Origin of the sequence: Streptomyces sp. NPDC047869 (genome assembly GCF_040704065.1) — a bacterium.
GTDB lineage: Bacteria > Actinomycetota > Actinomycetes > Streptomycetales > Streptomycetaceae > Streptomyces.
In genome coordinates this window covers 141,399-156,759 of sequence record NZ_JBEYRK010000010.1, presented here as the reverse complement: position 1 = coordinate 156,759, position 15,361 = coordinate 141,399, and the positions used below count along the sequence as shown (strand labels likewise).

At 74.0% G+C, this 15,361-nt stretch carries 15 protein-coding genes and 1 pseudogene; 7 read left to right on the top strand and 9 right to left on the bottom strand.

What is annotated here, in order from left to right; all coding sequences use genetic code 11:
* Positions 1-90 precede the first annotated feature (90 nt).
* Together AB0924_RS15790 and AB0924_RS15785 are read right to left on the bottom strand one after the other, a co-directional pair.
* A complete protein-coding gene (locus AB0924_RS15790) occupies positions 91-1,875 on the bottom strand; it encodes an N-acetylglutaminylglutamine amidotransferase (protein WP_358940208.1) in 1,785 nt (594 codons plus the stop codon).
* A gap of 250 nt (positions 1,876-2,125) precedes the next feature.
* Positions 2,126-3,319 carry a YbdK family carboxylate-amine ligase gene (locus AB0924_RS15785; RefSeq protein WP_366911669.1) on the bottom strand — a complete coding sequence of 398 codons (1,194 nt, stop codon included), beginning with the start codon at positions 3,317-3,319 and terminating at the stop codon, positions 2,126-2,128.
* Positions 3,320-3,816: 497 nt separating this feature from the next.
* Between AB0924_RS15785 and AB0924_RS15780 the strand changes: the two genes are divergently transcribed.
* Positions 3,817-4,371 carry a L,D-transpeptidase family protein gene (locus AB0924_RS15780; protein ID WP_358940210.1) on the top strand — a complete coding sequence of 185 codons (555 nt, stop codon included), beginning with the start codon at positions 3,817-3,819 and terminating at the stop codon, positions 4,369-4,371.
* A gap of 39 nt (positions 4,372-4,410) precedes the next feature.
* Here the strand turns inward: AB0924_RS15780 and AB0924_RS15775 are convergent.
* Together AB0924_RS15775 and AB0924_RS15770 are read right to left on the bottom strand one after the other, a co-directional pair.
* A pseudogene (locus tag AB0924_RS15775) lies at positions 4,411-4,701 on the bottom strand (hypothetical protein); the annotation flags it as partial.
* 95 nt (positions 4,702-4,796) lie between these two features.
* Complete coding sequence (locus AB0924_RS15770) at positions 4,797-5,198, bottom strand: PPOX class F420-dependent oxidoreductase (RefSeq protein ID WP_366911668.1); 402 nt, start codon at positions 5,196-5,198, stop codon at positions 4,797-4,799.
* 110 nt (positions 5,199-5,308) lie between these two features.
* On the opposite strand from AB0924_RS15770, the gene AB0924_RS15765 reads away from it, so the two are divergent.
* Both AB0924_RS15765 and AB0924_RS15760 read left to right on the top strand, forming a co-directional pair.
* Entirely contained in the window at positions 5,309-5,665 is a 357-nt protein-coding gene (locus AB0924_RS15765) for a PRC-barrel domain-containing protein (RefSeq protein ID WP_358940225.1), read from the top strand.
* A gap of 80 nt (positions 5,666-5,745) precedes the next feature.
* Positions 5,746-5,919 (top strand): hypothetical protein, encoded by a 174-nt coding sequence (locus AB0924_RS15760; RefSeq protein ID WP_358940212.1) that lies wholly within the window; start codon positions 5,746-5,748, stop codon positions 5,917-5,919.
* 70 nt (positions 5,920-5,989) lie between these two features.
* On the opposite strand, the gene AB0924_RS15755 is transcribed toward AB0924_RS15760, so the two are convergent.
* The 3 genes from AB0924_RS15755 to AB0924_RS15745 all read right to left on the bottom strand — a co-directional run bounded on the left by AB0924_RS15755 (position 5,990) and on the right by AB0924_RS15745 (position 9,055).
* Positions 5,990-7,366 (bottom strand): PhoX family protein, encoded by a 1,377-nt coding sequence (locus AB0924_RS15755; protein WP_366911667.1) that lies wholly within the window; start codon positions 7,364-7,366, stop codon positions 5,990-5,992.
* 165 nt (positions 7,367-7,531) lie between these two features.
* Positions 7,532-7,879 carry a hypothetical protein gene (locus tag AB0924_RS15750; RefSeq protein ID WP_358940214.1) on the bottom strand — a complete coding sequence of 116 codons (348 nt, stop codon included), beginning with the start codon at positions 7,877-7,879 and terminating at the stop codon, positions 7,532-7,534.
* 264 nt (positions 7,880-8,143) lie between these two features.
* Entirely contained in the window at positions 8,144-9,055 is a 912-nt protein-coding gene (locus AB0924_RS15745; RefSeq protein WP_358940215.1) for a DMT family transporter, read from the bottom strand.
* 367 nt (positions 9,056-9,422) lie between these two features.
* On the opposite strand from AB0924_RS15745, the gene AB0924_RS15740 reads away from it, so the two are divergent.
* Positions 9,423-10,472, top strand: coding sequence for a galactosyldiacylglycerol synthase (locus AB0924_RS15740; protein WP_366911710.1), 1,050 nt, complete (start codon positions 9,423-9,425; stop codon positions 10,470-10,472).
* Between the two features lie 16 nt (positions 10,473-10,488).
* Here the strand turns inward: AB0924_RS15740 and AB0924_RS15735 are convergent, their stop codons facing one another.
* Entirely contained in the window at positions 10,489-11,256 is a 768-nt protein-coding gene (locus tag AB0924_RS15735; RefSeq protein WP_366911666.1) for a polysaccharide deacetylase family protein, read from the bottom strand.
* Positions 11,257-11,322: 66 nt separating this feature from the next.
* Positions 11,323-12,129 (bottom strand): SDR family oxidoreductase, encoded by an 807-nt coding sequence (locus AB0924_RS15730; protein ID WP_358940217.1) that lies wholly within the window; start codon positions 12,127-12,129, stop codon positions 11,323-11,325.
* Positions 12,130-12,524: 395 nt separating this feature from the next.
* Here AB0924_RS15730 and AB0924_RS15725 point away from each other — a divergent pair, with 395 nt between their 5' ends.
* The 3 genes from AB0924_RS15725 to AB0924_RS15715 all read left to right on the top strand — a co-directional run bounded on the left by AB0924_RS15725 (position 12,525) and on the right by AB0924_RS15715 (position 14,834).
* Positions 12,525-13,415, top strand: a complete 891-nt coding sequence (locus tag AB0924_RS15725) for a DMT family transporter (RefSeq protein ID WP_366911665.1) — start codon at positions 12,525-12,527, stop codon at positions 13,413-13,415.
* Between the two features lie 133 nt (positions 13,416-13,548).
* Positions 13,549-13,767 (top strand): hypothetical protein, encoded by a 219-nt coding sequence (locus AB0924_RS15720; RefSeq protein ID WP_366911664.1) that lies wholly within the window; start codon positions 13,549-13,551, stop codon positions 13,765-13,767.
* A 14-nt stretch (positions 13,768-13,781) separates the two neighbouring features.
* A complete protein-coding gene (locus AB0924_RS15715; RefSeq protein ID WP_366911663.1) occupies positions 13,782-14,834 on the top strand; it encodes an alcohol dehydrogenase catalytic domain-containing protein in 1,053 nt (350 codons plus the stop codon).
* Positions 14,835-15,361 lie beyond the last annotated feature (527 nt).

Genomic DNA, 15,361 nt, shown 5'->3' with positions numbered 1-15,361 from the left:
CGGGCCGCCGTTCACCGCCGCGGGACTCGGGCGCGGTGGCGGTGCCCGTGCCGGGCGGCACCGGCACCCACGCGTCCGGGCCGGTCGCGGTCAGCGGATTCCGTGCGTCTGCAGCCATATCTCCAGCAGCGCTACCTGCCACAGTGTGTTCGCTCCTCGCCTGGTGCGGTGCGCGTTGGGTGCGTCGAGCAGTTCCGCGACGTACTCCTGACGGAAGACGCCGCGTTCCTTCGCCTCCGGGGCGGTGAGGGCCTCGCGGACCCGTTGCAGCACCGGGCCCGCCATGTGCTTGATCGCCGGGACCGGGAAGTAGCCCTTGGGCCGGTCGACGACCTCCGCCGGGAGGACCTTGCGTCCGGCGGCCTTGAGTATCCCCTTCCCGCCGTCGGCGAGCTTCAGCTCGGGCGGGCAGGCGGCGGCCAGTTCGACCAGTTCGTGGTCGAGGAACGGGACGCGGGCCTCGAGGCCCCAGTCCATCGTCATGTTGTCCACGCGTTTGACGGGATCGTCGACCATCATGACCTGGGTGTCCAGCCGGAGGTCGGCGTCCAGCGCCGTCTCCGCGCCCTCGGCCGCCATGTGGGCGCGCACGAACTCGGCGGAGACGTCCCGCCCGGCCAGCACTCCGGGTTCGAGGATGCGGGCGAGTTCGCCGTGGGACCGGTCGAAGTAGGCGTCGATGTACGCCTGGGCGGCCTGCTGCCGGGAAACGCCGGACATCGCCGGGTACCAGTGGTAGCCCGCGAACACCTCGTCGGCGCCCTGGCCGCTCTGGACGACCTTCACCTCCTTGGCGACCTGCTCGGACAGCAGGTGGAAGGCGACCACGTCATGGCTCATCATCGGTTCGCTCATCGCGAGCACCGCCGACTCCAGCGCCCCCGGGATGCGGTCCGACGCCACCAGGAGCTGGCGGTGGGCGGTGTCGAAGTGGCGCGCGACCAGGTCGGAGTAGTGGAACTCGTCCCCCTCCTCGCCGCCCTCGGCCTCGAACCCGACGCTGAAGGTCGCGAGATCGTTCTGTCCCTGCTCGGCCAGCAGGGCGACGATGAGGCTGGAGTCCAGTCCGCCGGACAGCAGTACGCCCACGGGCACGTCGGCCACCATCCGGCGGCGCACGGCGGTGCGCAGCGCGTCCAGCACGGCGTCCGTCCAGTCCTCGGCGCCCAGGGCGGCGAACTCGGGCCGGCGGGTGTGGGACGGCTGCCAGTAGCGGTGGTCGTGCTGGGTGCCGTCGGCCTCGATGACGCGCACCGTGGCCGGGGGCAGCTTGCGTACGCCGTTGAGGACGGTGTGGGGCGCGGTCACGGTGGCGTGCCAGCTGAAGTACTGGTGCAGGGCCACCGGGTCGAGGGAGGTGTCGACGTCGCCGGCCGCCAGGAGGGCGGGCAGCGAGGAGGCGAACCGCAGCCGGTCGGCGGTCTGCGTCAGGTACAGGGGTTTGACGCCGAGCCGGTCCCGGCCGAGGACGACCCGTCCGCTGTCCAGTTCGACGAGCGCGAAGGCGAACATGCCGTGGAAGTGCCGGACGCAGTCGGTGCCCCACTGCCGGTAGGCCTTGAGCACGACCTCGGTGTCGGAGTCGGAGAAGAACTGGTGGCCGAGCGCCCTCAGTTCGTCGCGCAGTTCGCGGTAGTTGTAGACACAGCCGTTGAAGACACCCGCAATCCTGGCGCGCGGGTCCGTCATGGGCTGGGCGCCGTCGTCGGAGAGGTCGATGATCTTCAGCCTGCGGTGGCCGAGCGCGACGGCCCCCTGGGACCACATACCGCGGCCGTCAGGGCCGCGGGCCGCGAGCCGGTCGGTCATCCGCTCCACCGCGGCGACGTCCGGCCGCTCGCCGTCGAGGCGTATCTCTCCGCTGATTCCGCACATCAGCCGTTCCTCCGTCCCCTGCCCGTGAGGCCGGCGGGCTCGGGCGGGCGTGTGCCACGCCTGTGCCGGGCCCCGGGCGCACGCGTGCGTGCGGTGCGCCCGGGGCGGTGGTGTTCGGGGGCCGGGGGGTGCTGCGAGGTGTGCATGGGGACTTGACTCTCCTGGGTCGGGGGATGGGGCGTCCTGACCGGCCGGGGCTCCTGATCGGGCACGGAGGCCGAGCGCGCGGGCCGGCCGGAGGACGGGCGGCTCAGGCGCTGCGGGCCGGAGCGGCGGTGCCGTGGCCGGGGACGTGCGCTCCGACGGGGTCCCACCAAGCGGCGGGCTGGGCCCGCCTCGCCGCCGGCCGGCCCGTCGGCCGCTCGCCGCGGGTCTCGGCCGTCAGCATGTCGACGCCGGCGAGCAGGCCGCCGGTCCGGGCGACGCGGCGCAGCCGGTGCGCGGTGCTCCCGAGGGCCAGCGCCTCCTCCAGGAGCGCGTGCGCGGTGTCCCAGTCACCGGACGCCTCGAGTGCCGGGCGCAGCCGGGTCAGCATGCCGGTCAGCACGGTGCCGGCCGGCACCGGTCGGCGGCTGACGGGGTCGACGAGGTGGCCTTCGAGGCCCGATCGCGCGGCCCGCCAGGCGGCGGCCCGCAGCCAGTCGTGGCGGCCGTCGCACAGGGGGCCGTCCGCCTGTGCCAGGCGGTCGCAGGCGTCGCGGACCATGGCCCGGAAGAGGGCCGCGACGAGCACCACGGTCTCCACCCGCGGGCAGGCGTCGCAGATGCGCAGTTCGAGCGTGCGCTGGTGGGCCGACGGCCTGACGTCGTGGTAGGCCATGCCGGCGTCGCTGATGACGCCCGACCGGATCAGTTCCTCGAGCGACCTGTCGTAGTCGGCGGCGTCCCGGTGGCAGCCGGCCGGGCCGGCGGTCGGCCACCGCTGCCACAGCATGGTCCGCCAGCTGGCGTACCCGGTGTCGGACCCGAGCCAGTACGGGGAGCTGCCCGACAGCGCGAGCAGCGGTGGCAGCCAGGGCGAGACCAGGCACATGGCGCGGACGGCGGTGTCCCGGTCGGGGACGTCGACGTGGATCTGCGCGCTGCAGATGAGCTGTTCGTCGGCGACCATGCGGTAGTCGTCGACCATGTGCTGGTAGCGGGCGTCGGCGGTGACGTCCAGGGGGCGCACGCGGGCCAGCGGCACGGTACCCGCGGCCACGACGGCGAGGCCGAGCCCGGCGGCCGCCGAGTCCAGGCGGAGCCGGGTCGAGGAGAGGTCGGCGTACAGCTCCTCGAGCGTGCCGTGCACGCCGCTGTTGCTCTCCACGACCGACCGCTGCAGCTCCGTGGTGAAGCCAGGTCTGCCGAGGCGCTCGATCAGTTCTGCGGCGCGTGGTACGAGTCGGCCGCTCTCCACGTCCAGTACATGGAACTCTTCTTCCGCTCCGAGGCGTGGTGTCACGACTTCTCCCCTGCGAGTGGACCACAGCCGCCGGTGCGCTGACGTGCAGTCCGCACCGGCCGGTTGACGTGGCCCGGGTTCCCTGATCAGTCGGTGTCAATCAATTCGGTATGCACATCTGTCTCACACGCCTCTCACATGAGCGTAAGGTGATGCGGCCCGGCCCGTCGGTACCGCCCTGGCGCCGGGCGTGCCGGGTTAGGCCGGTTGCCGTTGTGTGGATGCGTGCCGGGTTCACGCGCCCCAGGATCCTGATCATGCGGAAATCCACTGTTACCGGGTCCGTCCCGGGGTCCACTGCTCGGCGGCTGCGGAACGGTGGTGCGCGGCACGCCATATGCGCGGCGCTGGCCTGCGGCCTCCTGCTGGCGGCGACGGACGCGTGCGGCACCGGTGAGCCGACGGGCCCGGGTGGCGCGCCGGGAACGAACAACCCGGCGATGTCGGCCTCTCCCCCGGCGTCCGTGGGCTCTCGCCTCCCGGGGGTCGGGGACCTGATGTGGCAGCAGGTGCCGGCCGGTTCCCGCCAGGTCGTCGTCGTCTACGGTGAGCGCCGGGACTCGCCCGACAGCCTCCTCGTGCTCTACGAGAGGCGGGCCACGGACTGGGAGCGGACGGGGGCCTGGCCCGCGCACAACGGCAGGCTGGGCTGGACGACGGACCACCGCATGGACGACGAGCGCACTCCCGTCGGCGTGTTCGGCCTGACGGACGCGGGCGGCACGCTCGGGAATCCGGGCAGCCGGCTGCCGTACTGGCACGACGACCACGCCTTCGCGTCCACGATCACCGATGACGAGGCCCACGCCCACGACTTCGACTACGTCATCGCCATCAACTACAACCGTCTGGTGGGCGCCCCGCCCTACGACTGGTCCCGGCCCGAAGGGGTGGAGAAGGGCGGCGGCATCTGGCTGCACCTGGACCACGGCGACGGTACGTCGGCCTGTGTCACGGTCCCGGAGTCCGGCATGCGGACCCTGCTGCGCACCCTCGATCCCGGCGACCACCCCGTCGTGGTGATGGGGGACCGGGAGCGCCTCCAGGCCTGAGCGGGTCACCGCGGGCCGTCCTCGTCGAGCCGCGCGAGGTCCGTCCCGCCGGCGCCGGCGGCGTTCGGCCCCGGACTGTTCCCACCAGGGTGTGCCGCGTTCGCCCAGGGCGACCTTCGCGCGTCGCACGCGTACGCGTGCCGACTCTTCCGCACGCCGGTCGCCCGCGGAGGTCGCGGGCCGTACCGCGCGGCGGGCCGCCATGAGATGGCGTCGAAGGCGGGCGGCGGGCTCCTCGGGGAGGGACGGGTCGGTCGCCCGCCGGCGCCACCCGCCGATGACGACGAAGTGTCCGTCGGGCGTCTTCTCCGGTGGCTGCTGCACGTCCACACCGTCGATTCTGCCCGCACTCGGCCCGGTCGGCCCGTGAACGGCCGCTGACCAGCGCACACGCCCGGTCCGCGCCCGGGGACCCGGCGCGGCGGTCAGCCGCGTGGGCCGCTGACGCGTTCGGGCCGGATCACGTAGATCACCCGGACCTGGTCCCGGCCGCCGAACCACGGGTACGGGCCGCCGAGGTACTTCCGCGAGAGCGCCTCGATGTGGTCGACCGCGCCTTCGGTGGTCACCCGCACCACCCGGCCGCGGATCTGGACGTAGGAGGCCGGATCCGAGGGGTCGGAGACCGCGACGGCCACCCGCGGGTCACGGGCGATGTTCCGGGTCTTCTGGTGCGACTCCACGCTGTTGATCAGGACGTGCTCGCCGTCCGTGTCGACCCAGGTCTGGGTGAGCTGGGGCGAGCCGTCGGGCATCGTCGTGGCGATGTAGCAGGTGCTGGGGCGGCGCAGCAGCGCCACCACGTCCTCACCGAGGGGTACGGGCACCGTTGCTCTCCAGGGTGTTCGGCGGCTGCTGGGACAAACGTAACGTCGGCCCGCGTGCCGGCGGGACATCAGGCGCCCTTACGCGGGTACCAGGTCTGTGGAGGTACATGATGTTCGAGGCGGGCGACATCCGTGAGTGGCGCGGGCACGACGTGGTAGACCCCGGCGGGCGCAAGATCGGCGCCCTGGAGTCGGTCTACGTCGACACCGCCACCGACGAGCCGTTCTTCGCCACGGTGTCCGTTGGGCTGCCCACCCGCCGCCGGCTGGCGTTCGTGCCGCTCACCGGCGCGACCGTCGGTCCGGGGTATCTGCGGGTCGCCTTCCCGAAGGACGCCGTGAGGAAGGCTCCCGCCATCGACACCGACGGAGAGCTGCCGGCGTCGCAGGAGCCGGCCGTCTTCGCGCACTACGAACTCGACTACGCCCCGGGTGCCGGTGGCGAACGCCGCCTCGGCCGCCGCTGAACACCCGCCCCCAACCGCGCCGTGGAGCCACCGCCGTCGAATTGGCCGCTGCCGAACGGCCGCAGCCACCTGGAGAGTCGATGAGTCTGTTTCTGCTCCTGATCCTCGTGGCCCTCGTCCTGGGCATCATCGGGTTCGCCGCCCACGGCCTGTTCTATCTGCTGATCATCGGAGCCGCCGTACTGCTCGTGGACCTCGTCTACGGCGCCGTGCGCCTGCGCCGCGGCGGCCGGCGGCACCGCATCGCGCGGTAGCGGCGCCGGCCCACGGGGTGTGCCGGCGTCCGCGTCATGGCGGGGCGAGTGCCCCGCCATGACGGCGGACCTACCGCTGCTGCCGGCGCCACGGCCCGGTCACCGCGAAGGTGGTGCCGGGCGTGTAGCAGTTGACGTACATCGTGCGGCCGTCCGGGGCGAAGGTGACTCCGGCGAACTCGCCCCACTCGGGCTCCTGTGCCGTCCCGACGTTCTGGCGGCCACGCGCCATCGCGTACACCTCGCCCTCGCGGGTCACGCCGAAGACGTGCTGCGCGCCGTTGCCGTCCTCGCAGACCATCAGGCCGCCGCTGGGGGCCAGGCAGATGTTGTCAGGGGACTCGCCGGGCAGCCGCACATCGGTGTCCGGGCCGAACACGACGACCAGGGTCAGCCGGCGGAGCGCCGGGTCGTAGCGCCAGATCTGCCCGTAGTGGTCGGCCGCCGAGCCGTCCGCGCTGCGGGCGAAGGACGACACGAAGTACACGCAACCGCCGCCCCAGTAGCAGCCCTCCAGCTTCTGCGCGTGGGTGATGCCGCCGGGGCCGTAGTCCTGCAGCCGGGTGGGGGTGGCGGCGGCCAACGGGTCGGGCACGTCGGCCCATTCGATGCCGTCGAACCGTGCGCCGGTCTCCTGGATCGTCGACAGATCGGGGACGCCGGGTACGCGCATCGCCTGGAGGCGGCCGCCCGCCCGCAGGGAGCCGACACCGCCCAGCGGTTTCTCCGGCAGGAAGCGGTAGAAGAGGCCGAAGGGTTTGTCGAAGGCGTCCTCGGTCTCGTAGACGACGCCGTGGCGCGGGTCGACGGCGATCGCCTCGTGCTGGAAGCGGCCCATCGCGGTGAGCGGGACGGCGCCGGTGCGGTGCGGGTCGGTGGGGTGGACCTCGAAGATGAAGCCGTGGTCCTTGGTGTAGCCGTTGGTGCCGGCCCGGTCCTCGGTCTCCTCACAGGTCAGCCAGGTACCCCAGGGAGTGCGGCCACCGGCGCAGTTGACGGCCGTACCGGCGATGGCCACCCGCTCGGACAGCACACGCTGCCCGGCGTCGAGCGTCAGGGCCGTACAGCCGCCCTTGCCCGCCGGGTCGTAGGTGAGACCGCCGACCGCCGGGACGGGGATCTTCGCGGTGACCCGGTTCTCGTGGTTGCGGACGAGGTGCGTACGGCCTCCCCGGCCGGCGAAGGCGGCCATGCCGTCGTGGTTGGAGGGCACCGGTCCCTCTCCCGAACGGAGCCGATCCCCTTCGCGGGAGAGCACGGTGTAGCGGAAACCTTTCGGCAGGTCGAGCAGCCCGTCGGGGTCGGGCACGAGCGGGCCGTAGCCGGTGTCGCCCAGGCTCTGCGCGGCGGCGGTGCCCGCGAAGAGCTCGGACAGGGCCCCGGTGAAGGCGATCCCCGCCCCCACCGCACTTGCCTGGGCCAGTACCTGACGGCGTGTTGCGGACATACGGCAGCAACCTTCCTGCTGGCGGACAGGAACTGTGACGCCGCTGTGTCTATCACCTGGCGCGAGCCTCGGGAACCACGCCCGTCGCACATGTCACACCGCCGAGCGACCCGCGACAGGGCCCCGACGGCGACCCGGTGGATCCGCCGCGCGCCGGCCCGGCGCTCAGGCCGCCCGGACCACCTGACGCACGGCGCCCGCGCGAGCGGACCGCGCCGGGGCGGATCTGACGCGGTAGGTGACCTTGCCGGGATCGACGAGCGGGTCGCCGAGGACGATGCGGCCGGCGGCGTGCAGCGCGTCGCACTCGGCCACGGGCAGGGCCACGTATCCGCCGCCCCTGCCGGTGGACGGGTCGAACGGCTGCCAGTAGGCGTACCTGCGGCGTCCCCCCTCGTGCACCGTCAGGAAGACCGTGGTGCCCGGGTCGGCGATGATGCGCAGGAGATCGGCGGCGCCGCGACCGAGCCGGGCACCCTGGGACCTCTGGTGACGCGGGAGCATCATCTGCATCAAGAACGGCCTCCTACCGCAGGAACTGACGATCGATTACCCACTTCGGGCCATGTCGATCTCGCTGTGCCGGAATTAATCAGACGGCACTGACAATCGGCCGTGCGCCGACGGCGCCTCGCACCGGTCCGGTCCTTCGAGGCGCCGCCCGGGACACGCGTCGGCGCGAGCCCCCGGGACACGGATCACCCGGCCGGCGCGGCGACCGCTCCCCCGGTCCGGCCGGTCGCCGCTCACGCGCGCGGGCGAGAGCGGCCGCGCGGGTCAGGCGTCCCGCCGGGCCCGTGTGGGCTCCGGCTCCGCCGCGTCCCAGCTGCGGCCGGAGGACATCACGGGCGACCGGGTCAGGCCGATGATGCCCAGCGCCATGAGGAGGACGCCGGCGATCTCGGGCAGCATCCGCCAGCCCAGGGCGATGCTCTCCCCGAAAAGCAGACCGCCGAGGATGACGCTGATCAGGGCGTCGCCGAGGGTCAGGGCGGGCTGGGAGGCGGCCAGCGTGCCGGCCCGCAGCGCCCACTGCAGCAGCAGGACACTCAGCAGGCCGGTGAGGGCGGCCGCGTAGGTGTGCCAGGTGGTGAGGACCGCGGTGACCCCCTCCGGGAACCGGCCGGTCACCTCCTTGATCAGCGCAGCCGTGACCGCGAAGCAGGCGGCGGTCGCGGTGCCGAGGGTGGCCGCCTGAAGGGGGCCGCGCATGCGCCGGGCGGCCGCCAGGAGGACGGCGACGCAGCACGTCAGCCCGCCTCCGACGGCGAGCCAGTGCCAGTCGGAGGCGCGGTCGCCGCCGGGCGCCGGGGACGCGCTGAGCAGGAAGAGCGCCAGTCCGCCGGCCAGCATCACGAAGGAGCGCCAGGTGGCCGCCCTGGGGCGGCGGCGGAACACGATCGCGCCGATGAGCAGGGTGAACAGCAGTTCGCTGGCCAGCAGGGGCTGCACCAACGAGAGCTGCCCGGAGTCGAGGGCGATCACCTGGAAGACCGCCGACGCAGACATGGCCAGTGCTCCCGCCCACCAGAAGGGGCGGCGCAGCAGTCCCGCCAGACGGGCCGTCGCCGCGCGGGCTCCGTGGCCGGAAACCTCGTCGGGCTCAACCGCGGCCCGCCGCTGCAGGACCGACGCCGCCCCGTTGGACAGCGCGGACAGCAGCGCCGTGATGACGGTGAGCACGTTCATGCGACTGCCTGTCGTTCGCGGGAGGAACCCGGCGGGCGGCCACCGCACGCTCGGTAGGCGGACAAAGATGGCCAAAGCGAACAAAGGCGTATCCGCCGTGCACGGTGATAAACCTGTCCCTACCGCCCGCATGCGAAGGGCTGCGCAGGGTGGAGACCGGTCGGCGCCCGTCGGCGGCCGGTGTCCCGGACACCCGTCGTACCTTCGCTCACTGCTCCCCCGAGGTGACCATGCCGCATACGCGCATCCGGCCGTGCCCGTGCCCTCCGGCCCGCCCCGCTCCGCGGGTACGCCCGGCCGGACGGACGGCGGCCGCCACGCCGGTGCGACGGCTGCCGTGAGCCGGCTGCTGGTGGTCAGCGCGAGCATGGGGTCGGGCCATGACGCGGTGGCCCGCGAGCTGGCCCGGCGGCTGCGCGCGGGCGGGCACGAGGCCGTGCACCGGGACGTGCTGGAGCTGCTGCCCGCCCGTGTCGGGGACGGACTGCGCGGCTTCTACCGCGCGACGATCCGGCATGTCCCCGCCCTCTACGGGGGCATCTACGCCGCCTTCTTCCGCGGCGGCGGGGGGCCGCGGCCCGGCAGCGCGCCGCTCGCCGCGCTCGCCGGCGACCGGCTGCGGGCGGAGGTGGCGCGCGAGCGCGCCGACGCGGTCGTGTCGGTCTTCCACCTCGCCGCCCAGCTCACCGGCGGGATGCGGGCTCGGGGGCGGCTGGCGGTGCCCGGCGCGGTGGTCATCACCGACTTCGCCGTCCACCGGCAGTGGCTGCACCGGGGCAACGACCTGCATCTGTGCCTCACCCCGCAGATCGCCCGGGAGGTGCGGCACCGTCTGGGGCGCCCTGCCACCGCCTGCGGTCCGCTGCTGGCGGACCGTTTCCGTCCGCACCCGACCGGCGAGGCGTCCTGGCGCCGGCGGCTCACGACGGGCGGCGGACGCCCACCCGTGCTGCTGTCCGCGGGCGCGTGGGGGGCGGGCAGCCGGCTCGGCGGGACGGCCCGGCTGCTGTCCGGCGCGGGCTATCTGCCGGTCGTCCTGTGCGGCCGCAACGAGCGTCTGCGCCGCCTGCTGTCGAAGGTGCCGGGGACGCTCGCGCTGTCCTGGGTGGACGACATGCCGGGCCTGCTCTCGGCGTGCGCGGCGGTCGTCGACAACGCGGCGGGGCAGACGTCGCTGGAAGCGCTGGCCGTCGGCGTGCCGGTCGTCGGATACCGCCCGATCCCCGGCCACGGCGCCGAGGGGGTGCGCCGCATGGCGGCGCTCGGCCTGACCGAGCACGCCGCCGACCCGTGGCAGCTCGTGCGGTCCCTGGACCGCCTCACCTCCGGCGGCCCGGCGCCCGGCCGGCACGCCTCGGCCGCCCGCGGTCTGCTCCGGGGTGACGTCGTGGGCCCGCTGGAACGTCTCTGCTCCTGACGTCCGGGCGACCTCATCAGCGTCCGGCGCGGGCCGTGCGCGCCGGATGCCCGACCTCGTGTTCGCCCAGCGGTCCGACGGTCAGACCGGCCTCGCGGCAGGCGCCGACGAGCCGGGGCAGCGCGGCCAGCGCCGCCCGCCAGCAGTCCGGTGCCGCCTGGCGGTCGGTGTCGTGCAGCAGCACCGTGCCGCCGCCCCGCAGGTCCGGCAGGACGGTCGCCGTCACGGAGTCAGCGCTGGCACCGGCCGCCCAGTCGCGGCCCCAGGCGGTCCACAGGACCGGGCGCAGCCCGGTGCGGCGCGCGGCCAGCAGCCGGTCGCCGGTCAGGATGCCGTACGGGGGCCGGTACCACAGCGGGCTCGCGCCGGACACCTCCGCGACGGCCCGCGCGGCCCGGGCCAGCCGCCGGGTCTCCCTGACCGGCGCGGGCCGCCACGGGCGGTCGTGCGTCCAGCCGTGCACGGCGAGTTCATGACCGCGCCGGACGATCTCGTGGCTGAGCCGCCGGTGGGCCAGCACCTGCTCGCCGAGCACGAAGAACGTGGCGCGGACCGCCAGGTCGTCCAGCGCGGCGAGGAAGGCGGGGGTGGATCGGGGATCGGGGCCGTCGTCGAAGGTCAGCGCCACATGGTCGGTGCGGCCGGCGCCGGCGAGGGCGGGCAGCCAGGCGCGGCGCGGTCCGGGGAGCCAGGTGACGGCCGGGACGACATGGGCGGCGGCCAGCACGGGCACGGCGGCGATGGCCGCGGTGAGCAGCCGGCCACGACGGGCTCCGCCCCGCATACGCGTCTCCCTTCACGTCCGTCCGTCCGGCGGTCACCGGGCAGGGACGGATCGCCGTACGGGTCGTCAGCCGAACCGGGCCGCCAGGCGCCGGTACGGCTTCGGTGCCAGGCCGCGGACCGCGACCGGGAGGCGGAGCCAGCCGGGCACGAACACCTCGTGGCGTCCGCCGCGCACGGCCTCGACCACCGCCGCGGCCACCCGCTCGGGCGGGACCGGCCGCGGGCGGCGGCGGGAGTAGGGCACCCCTCTCCGGGCGAAGAACGGCGTGTTCACCACGCCCGGTACGACATGGGTCACCCCGACGCCGGTGCCGTTCAGCTCGTACCGCAGCGCGTCGGCGAAGGTGCCGAGGCCCGCCTTCGCCGCGGAGTACACCGCTTCCTCGCGCACCCCGACGCACCCGGCGACGGAGCCGATGAGCACCAGCCGGCCCCGGCCGCGCGCCACCATGTGCGGCAGTACCTGGCGGACCAGGTGCACCACCGAGGCCAGGTCGACGGTGAGCACCCGGTCCACCTCGCTGCTGGGCATCGAGGTGAACGGGCCGGCCCAGCCCACTCCGGCCGCGGCGACGAGGAGATCGACGCCGGGTGCCCGGCGCAGGGCGTGTTCGGCCAGTTGCCGGGCGCCGTCGGCGCCGCCCAGGTCGCAGGGGATGGCGACGCCGGACGTCTCGCGCGCCACCGCGTCCAGCCGGGCGCGGTCGCGTCCGGAGAGGAGCAGCGTCCACCGCTCCCCCGCCAGGGCCCGCGCGACCGCCGCGCCGATCCCGGAGGACGCGCCCGTCACGAGCGCCACGCCCGTGGTGGGCGCGGTGCCCGGCAGGAGGGTGGACGGGGCGGGGTACGGATCCGCCGTGGCGCGTCCCAAGCTGAACCTCCTCGAGTGATGGCCCCGGCGCGGATCACGGGGTCCGCCGGCCGCTCGTGAGCGCACGCTCTCCGCCCCGCCCGTCCCCGTGCGTCCGTGCGCCGTGCGCCCGTCGATGCCGACGACCATCGAGGGATAGCCGGAGCTCACGGCTTTCAAACGTGCGCGGGCGCCGGCCCGCGGGCACGGGAGACGCCCGGGCGCGGCGCGGTCGGGTCCGTCCCGTGCCGAACCGGTGAGGTGACCGCCCCGGGCCGTTCGGCGCTTTGATGCGTCGGCACCGGCGCGCCGGACGGCACGGCGATGAGCCATGCGGGTGTTCTTTCCGGGACGGTCCCGGCCTGCGTCCCGCCGTCCGGAGCCTTCGCCCGGTCCGGGCGGGAGGATGGCACGCCGTGGTGTACCTCTTCGGCCTTCCCGCCGCGTGTCTGCTGGGCTTCGGCTTCGTGCTCCAGCAGCACGCGGCCGAACGCGAACCGCTGTCCCTGATGTTGTCGTTCAGGCTGCTGCTGGACCTGGTGCGGGTGCCGCTGTGGCTGGCGGGCATCGGCTGCATGGTGCTCGGTCAGGTCCTCGGCGCGCTGGCGCTGACGCAGGGCAGCCTGGCCCAGGTGGAGCCGTTGCTCACCATGAACCTGCTCTTCGCGATGGCCCTGGCCCGGTGGATGGGCGACCAGCCGCTGGGCTGGTCGGGGTGGCTGGGGGCGCTGGCCCTCAGCGGCGGGGTCGCCGCCTTCGTGGTGGCGGGGCGCCCGCACAGCGGTCAGGGCGAGGCCGGCGCGTTGCGGCACTGGGTGGTGATCGGCTGCGTGCTGGGGGTGGCCGGGATCCTCGTCGTCATCTCCCAGCGACTGCGGCTGCTGCACCGGCCGCCGCTCCTGGCCGCCGCGGCCGGCGCGCTGTACGGCCTGCAGGACGCGCTCACCCGGGTCTGCGGCGGCATCTTCGGCGCCGAGGGGCTCACCGGGCTGCTGGCCTCGTGGCAGCCGTGGGGCGTGGTGGCGCTGGCGGTGGTGGGGCTGCTGCTGGTGCAGAGCGCCTTCGAGGCCGGGCCGCTGCGGCTGTCCCTGCCCGCGCTGAGCGCCGCCGAGCCGCTGAGCGGCATCGCCTGCGGCATCGGCTTCCTCAACGACGAATTGCGGACGACGCCGGGCGCGCTGGCCTGGCAGGCGGCCGGGGTGGTGGCGGCGCTCACCGGGGTCTTCGTGCTGGGCCGGCATCCGGTCATGCCCAGCGGCGAGCGCCGCCCCGAGCCGCCGCCGCACCACCTGATCCACCGGCACTGACGGGCTCTGGGCCAGCTAGGCGGCCGAGCGCATAAATCGTATGTCGCGCCGGGCTCCCTCTTGCCTCCGACGGCACGGCACCCATACGCTCACCATCCGTACCGACTGGCCGGTATGCTCTGTTCAAACATCAGTGCGCGCCGACGCCGTCCTGCCGACCGTGCCGGCCGCCGATCCGACGCGACCGTCGAAGGAGCCGCCGGAGTTGAGCGGAATCAACGGCCAGGTCCGCCTGGCCGCATGTCCCGTGGGAGAGCCGCGGCCCACCGTCGAGGAGGCGATCCTGATGCGACTGTTCCGTGGTGATAACCACGGCAAGCTGGTGCTGAAGATCGCGGACCGACCGGCCTGAGGGGGAGAAACACGATGAAAGCACTGACCTACCATGGCCGTCACGACATCCGCTACGGGGATGTCTCCGACCCGGCCGTCACCAGCCCTACCGACGCGGTGGTGCAGGTGACAGCGGCCGGCATCTGCGGCAGCGACCTGCACATCTACCGCGGCAACCCGTTCAGCCCGGAACTGGGCTACACGCCGGGGCACGAGTGCGTCGGCGTAGTTGTCGACACCGGCGGCCAGGTGACCCGCTTCAGGCCCGGCGACCGGGTTCTGGTGCCCGCCTCTGTCGGCTGTGACCAGTGCCGGTCGTGCGCGGCCGGGTTCACCGCCCGGTGTGAGCGCGCCACGTCCAGCACGGACCTCTGCTACGGAGTGAGCCCGCAGCTCCCGGGCAGCCAGGCCCAGGCCCTGGCGGTGCCACACGCCGACGTCAATCTGGTGCACTTGCCCGAGGGCATCTCCGACGAGGCCGCCGTCGTCCTGACGGACAACGCCCCCACGGCCTGGTACGGCTGCCGCCGAGCCCGCATCCAGCCCGGCGAGACCGTCCTGGTCATCGGCCTCGGCCCGGTCGGCCTCATGGCCGCCCAGTCCGCCTTCGCGATGGGCGCCGCGCGGGTGCTGGGCGCGGACCTGGTCGCGGAGCGCCGCGCCTTCGCCGCCACCCTGGGTGTCGAGCCGGTCGAGGGCGAGCACGCGCGGACGGCCATACGGGACATGACCGACGGACGCGGGCCGGACGCCGTGGTGGAGGCCGTGGGTTCGGACGCCACCATCGAGCTCGCCCTCAAGGCCGTCCGGCAGGCCGGCCGGGTCAGCGTCATCGGGGTCAGCCAGAGCAAGGCCTTCCCCTTCCATATGGGACTTGCGCAGATCAAGGAACTGGAGTTCGCCATCGGGCTGTGCTCTGTGCACTACGAACTCCCCGCTCTGATCGCCCTCACCCGTGCCGGCCGGATCAAGCCAGAGGTCGTGGTCTCCCACCGCTTCGCCCTCTCCGAAGGCCCGGCGGCGTACGAACTGTTCGCAGGCCGCTCCGACGGCGTCCGCAAGATCCTTCTCGACCCCACCCGCTGACCCTCCTGCGCAGGGCCGCCTCGTCCGATCCCCCGCGGCAGGCCCTGCGCCTCTTGCGCGGCCCGGGGAATCCCGCCGCGTCGCCCCGCAGGACCTCGGGCAGCCGGTTCCGGGGGAACAGGTTCCGCAGCCGAAACCGAGCGGCTCCGCCCGCCGCGCCGTGGGCAGGACCTGGCACGGGTGCGCCGTTCCGGCGTGGACGTGGCCAGGGCACCCGCGGCCTTCCCGCTTACGAGCGTGCGCTGGGCGCACTTCAAGACCGTGCAGCAGACGCTGCCGGCGCCATCCGGTCGAAACACCCCGCATCATGAGCGCGAACGTTCCGCAGGACGACTGATCGCCGCTGGGCGAGATGGCCGTTCCCGAGCAGGGGGTAGGGCGCACTCCCCAGAACGACTGGCGTGGTTGCGGTAGTCCGTCTGGCGTGTGCGGGCGGCGCAGCTGCGGTCATGCGACGGCGATGGCACGACTCCGCCGCGCCCCTGAAGGAGGCAGGCCGTCGACCGAGCCGGGCCGACGCCGCCCAC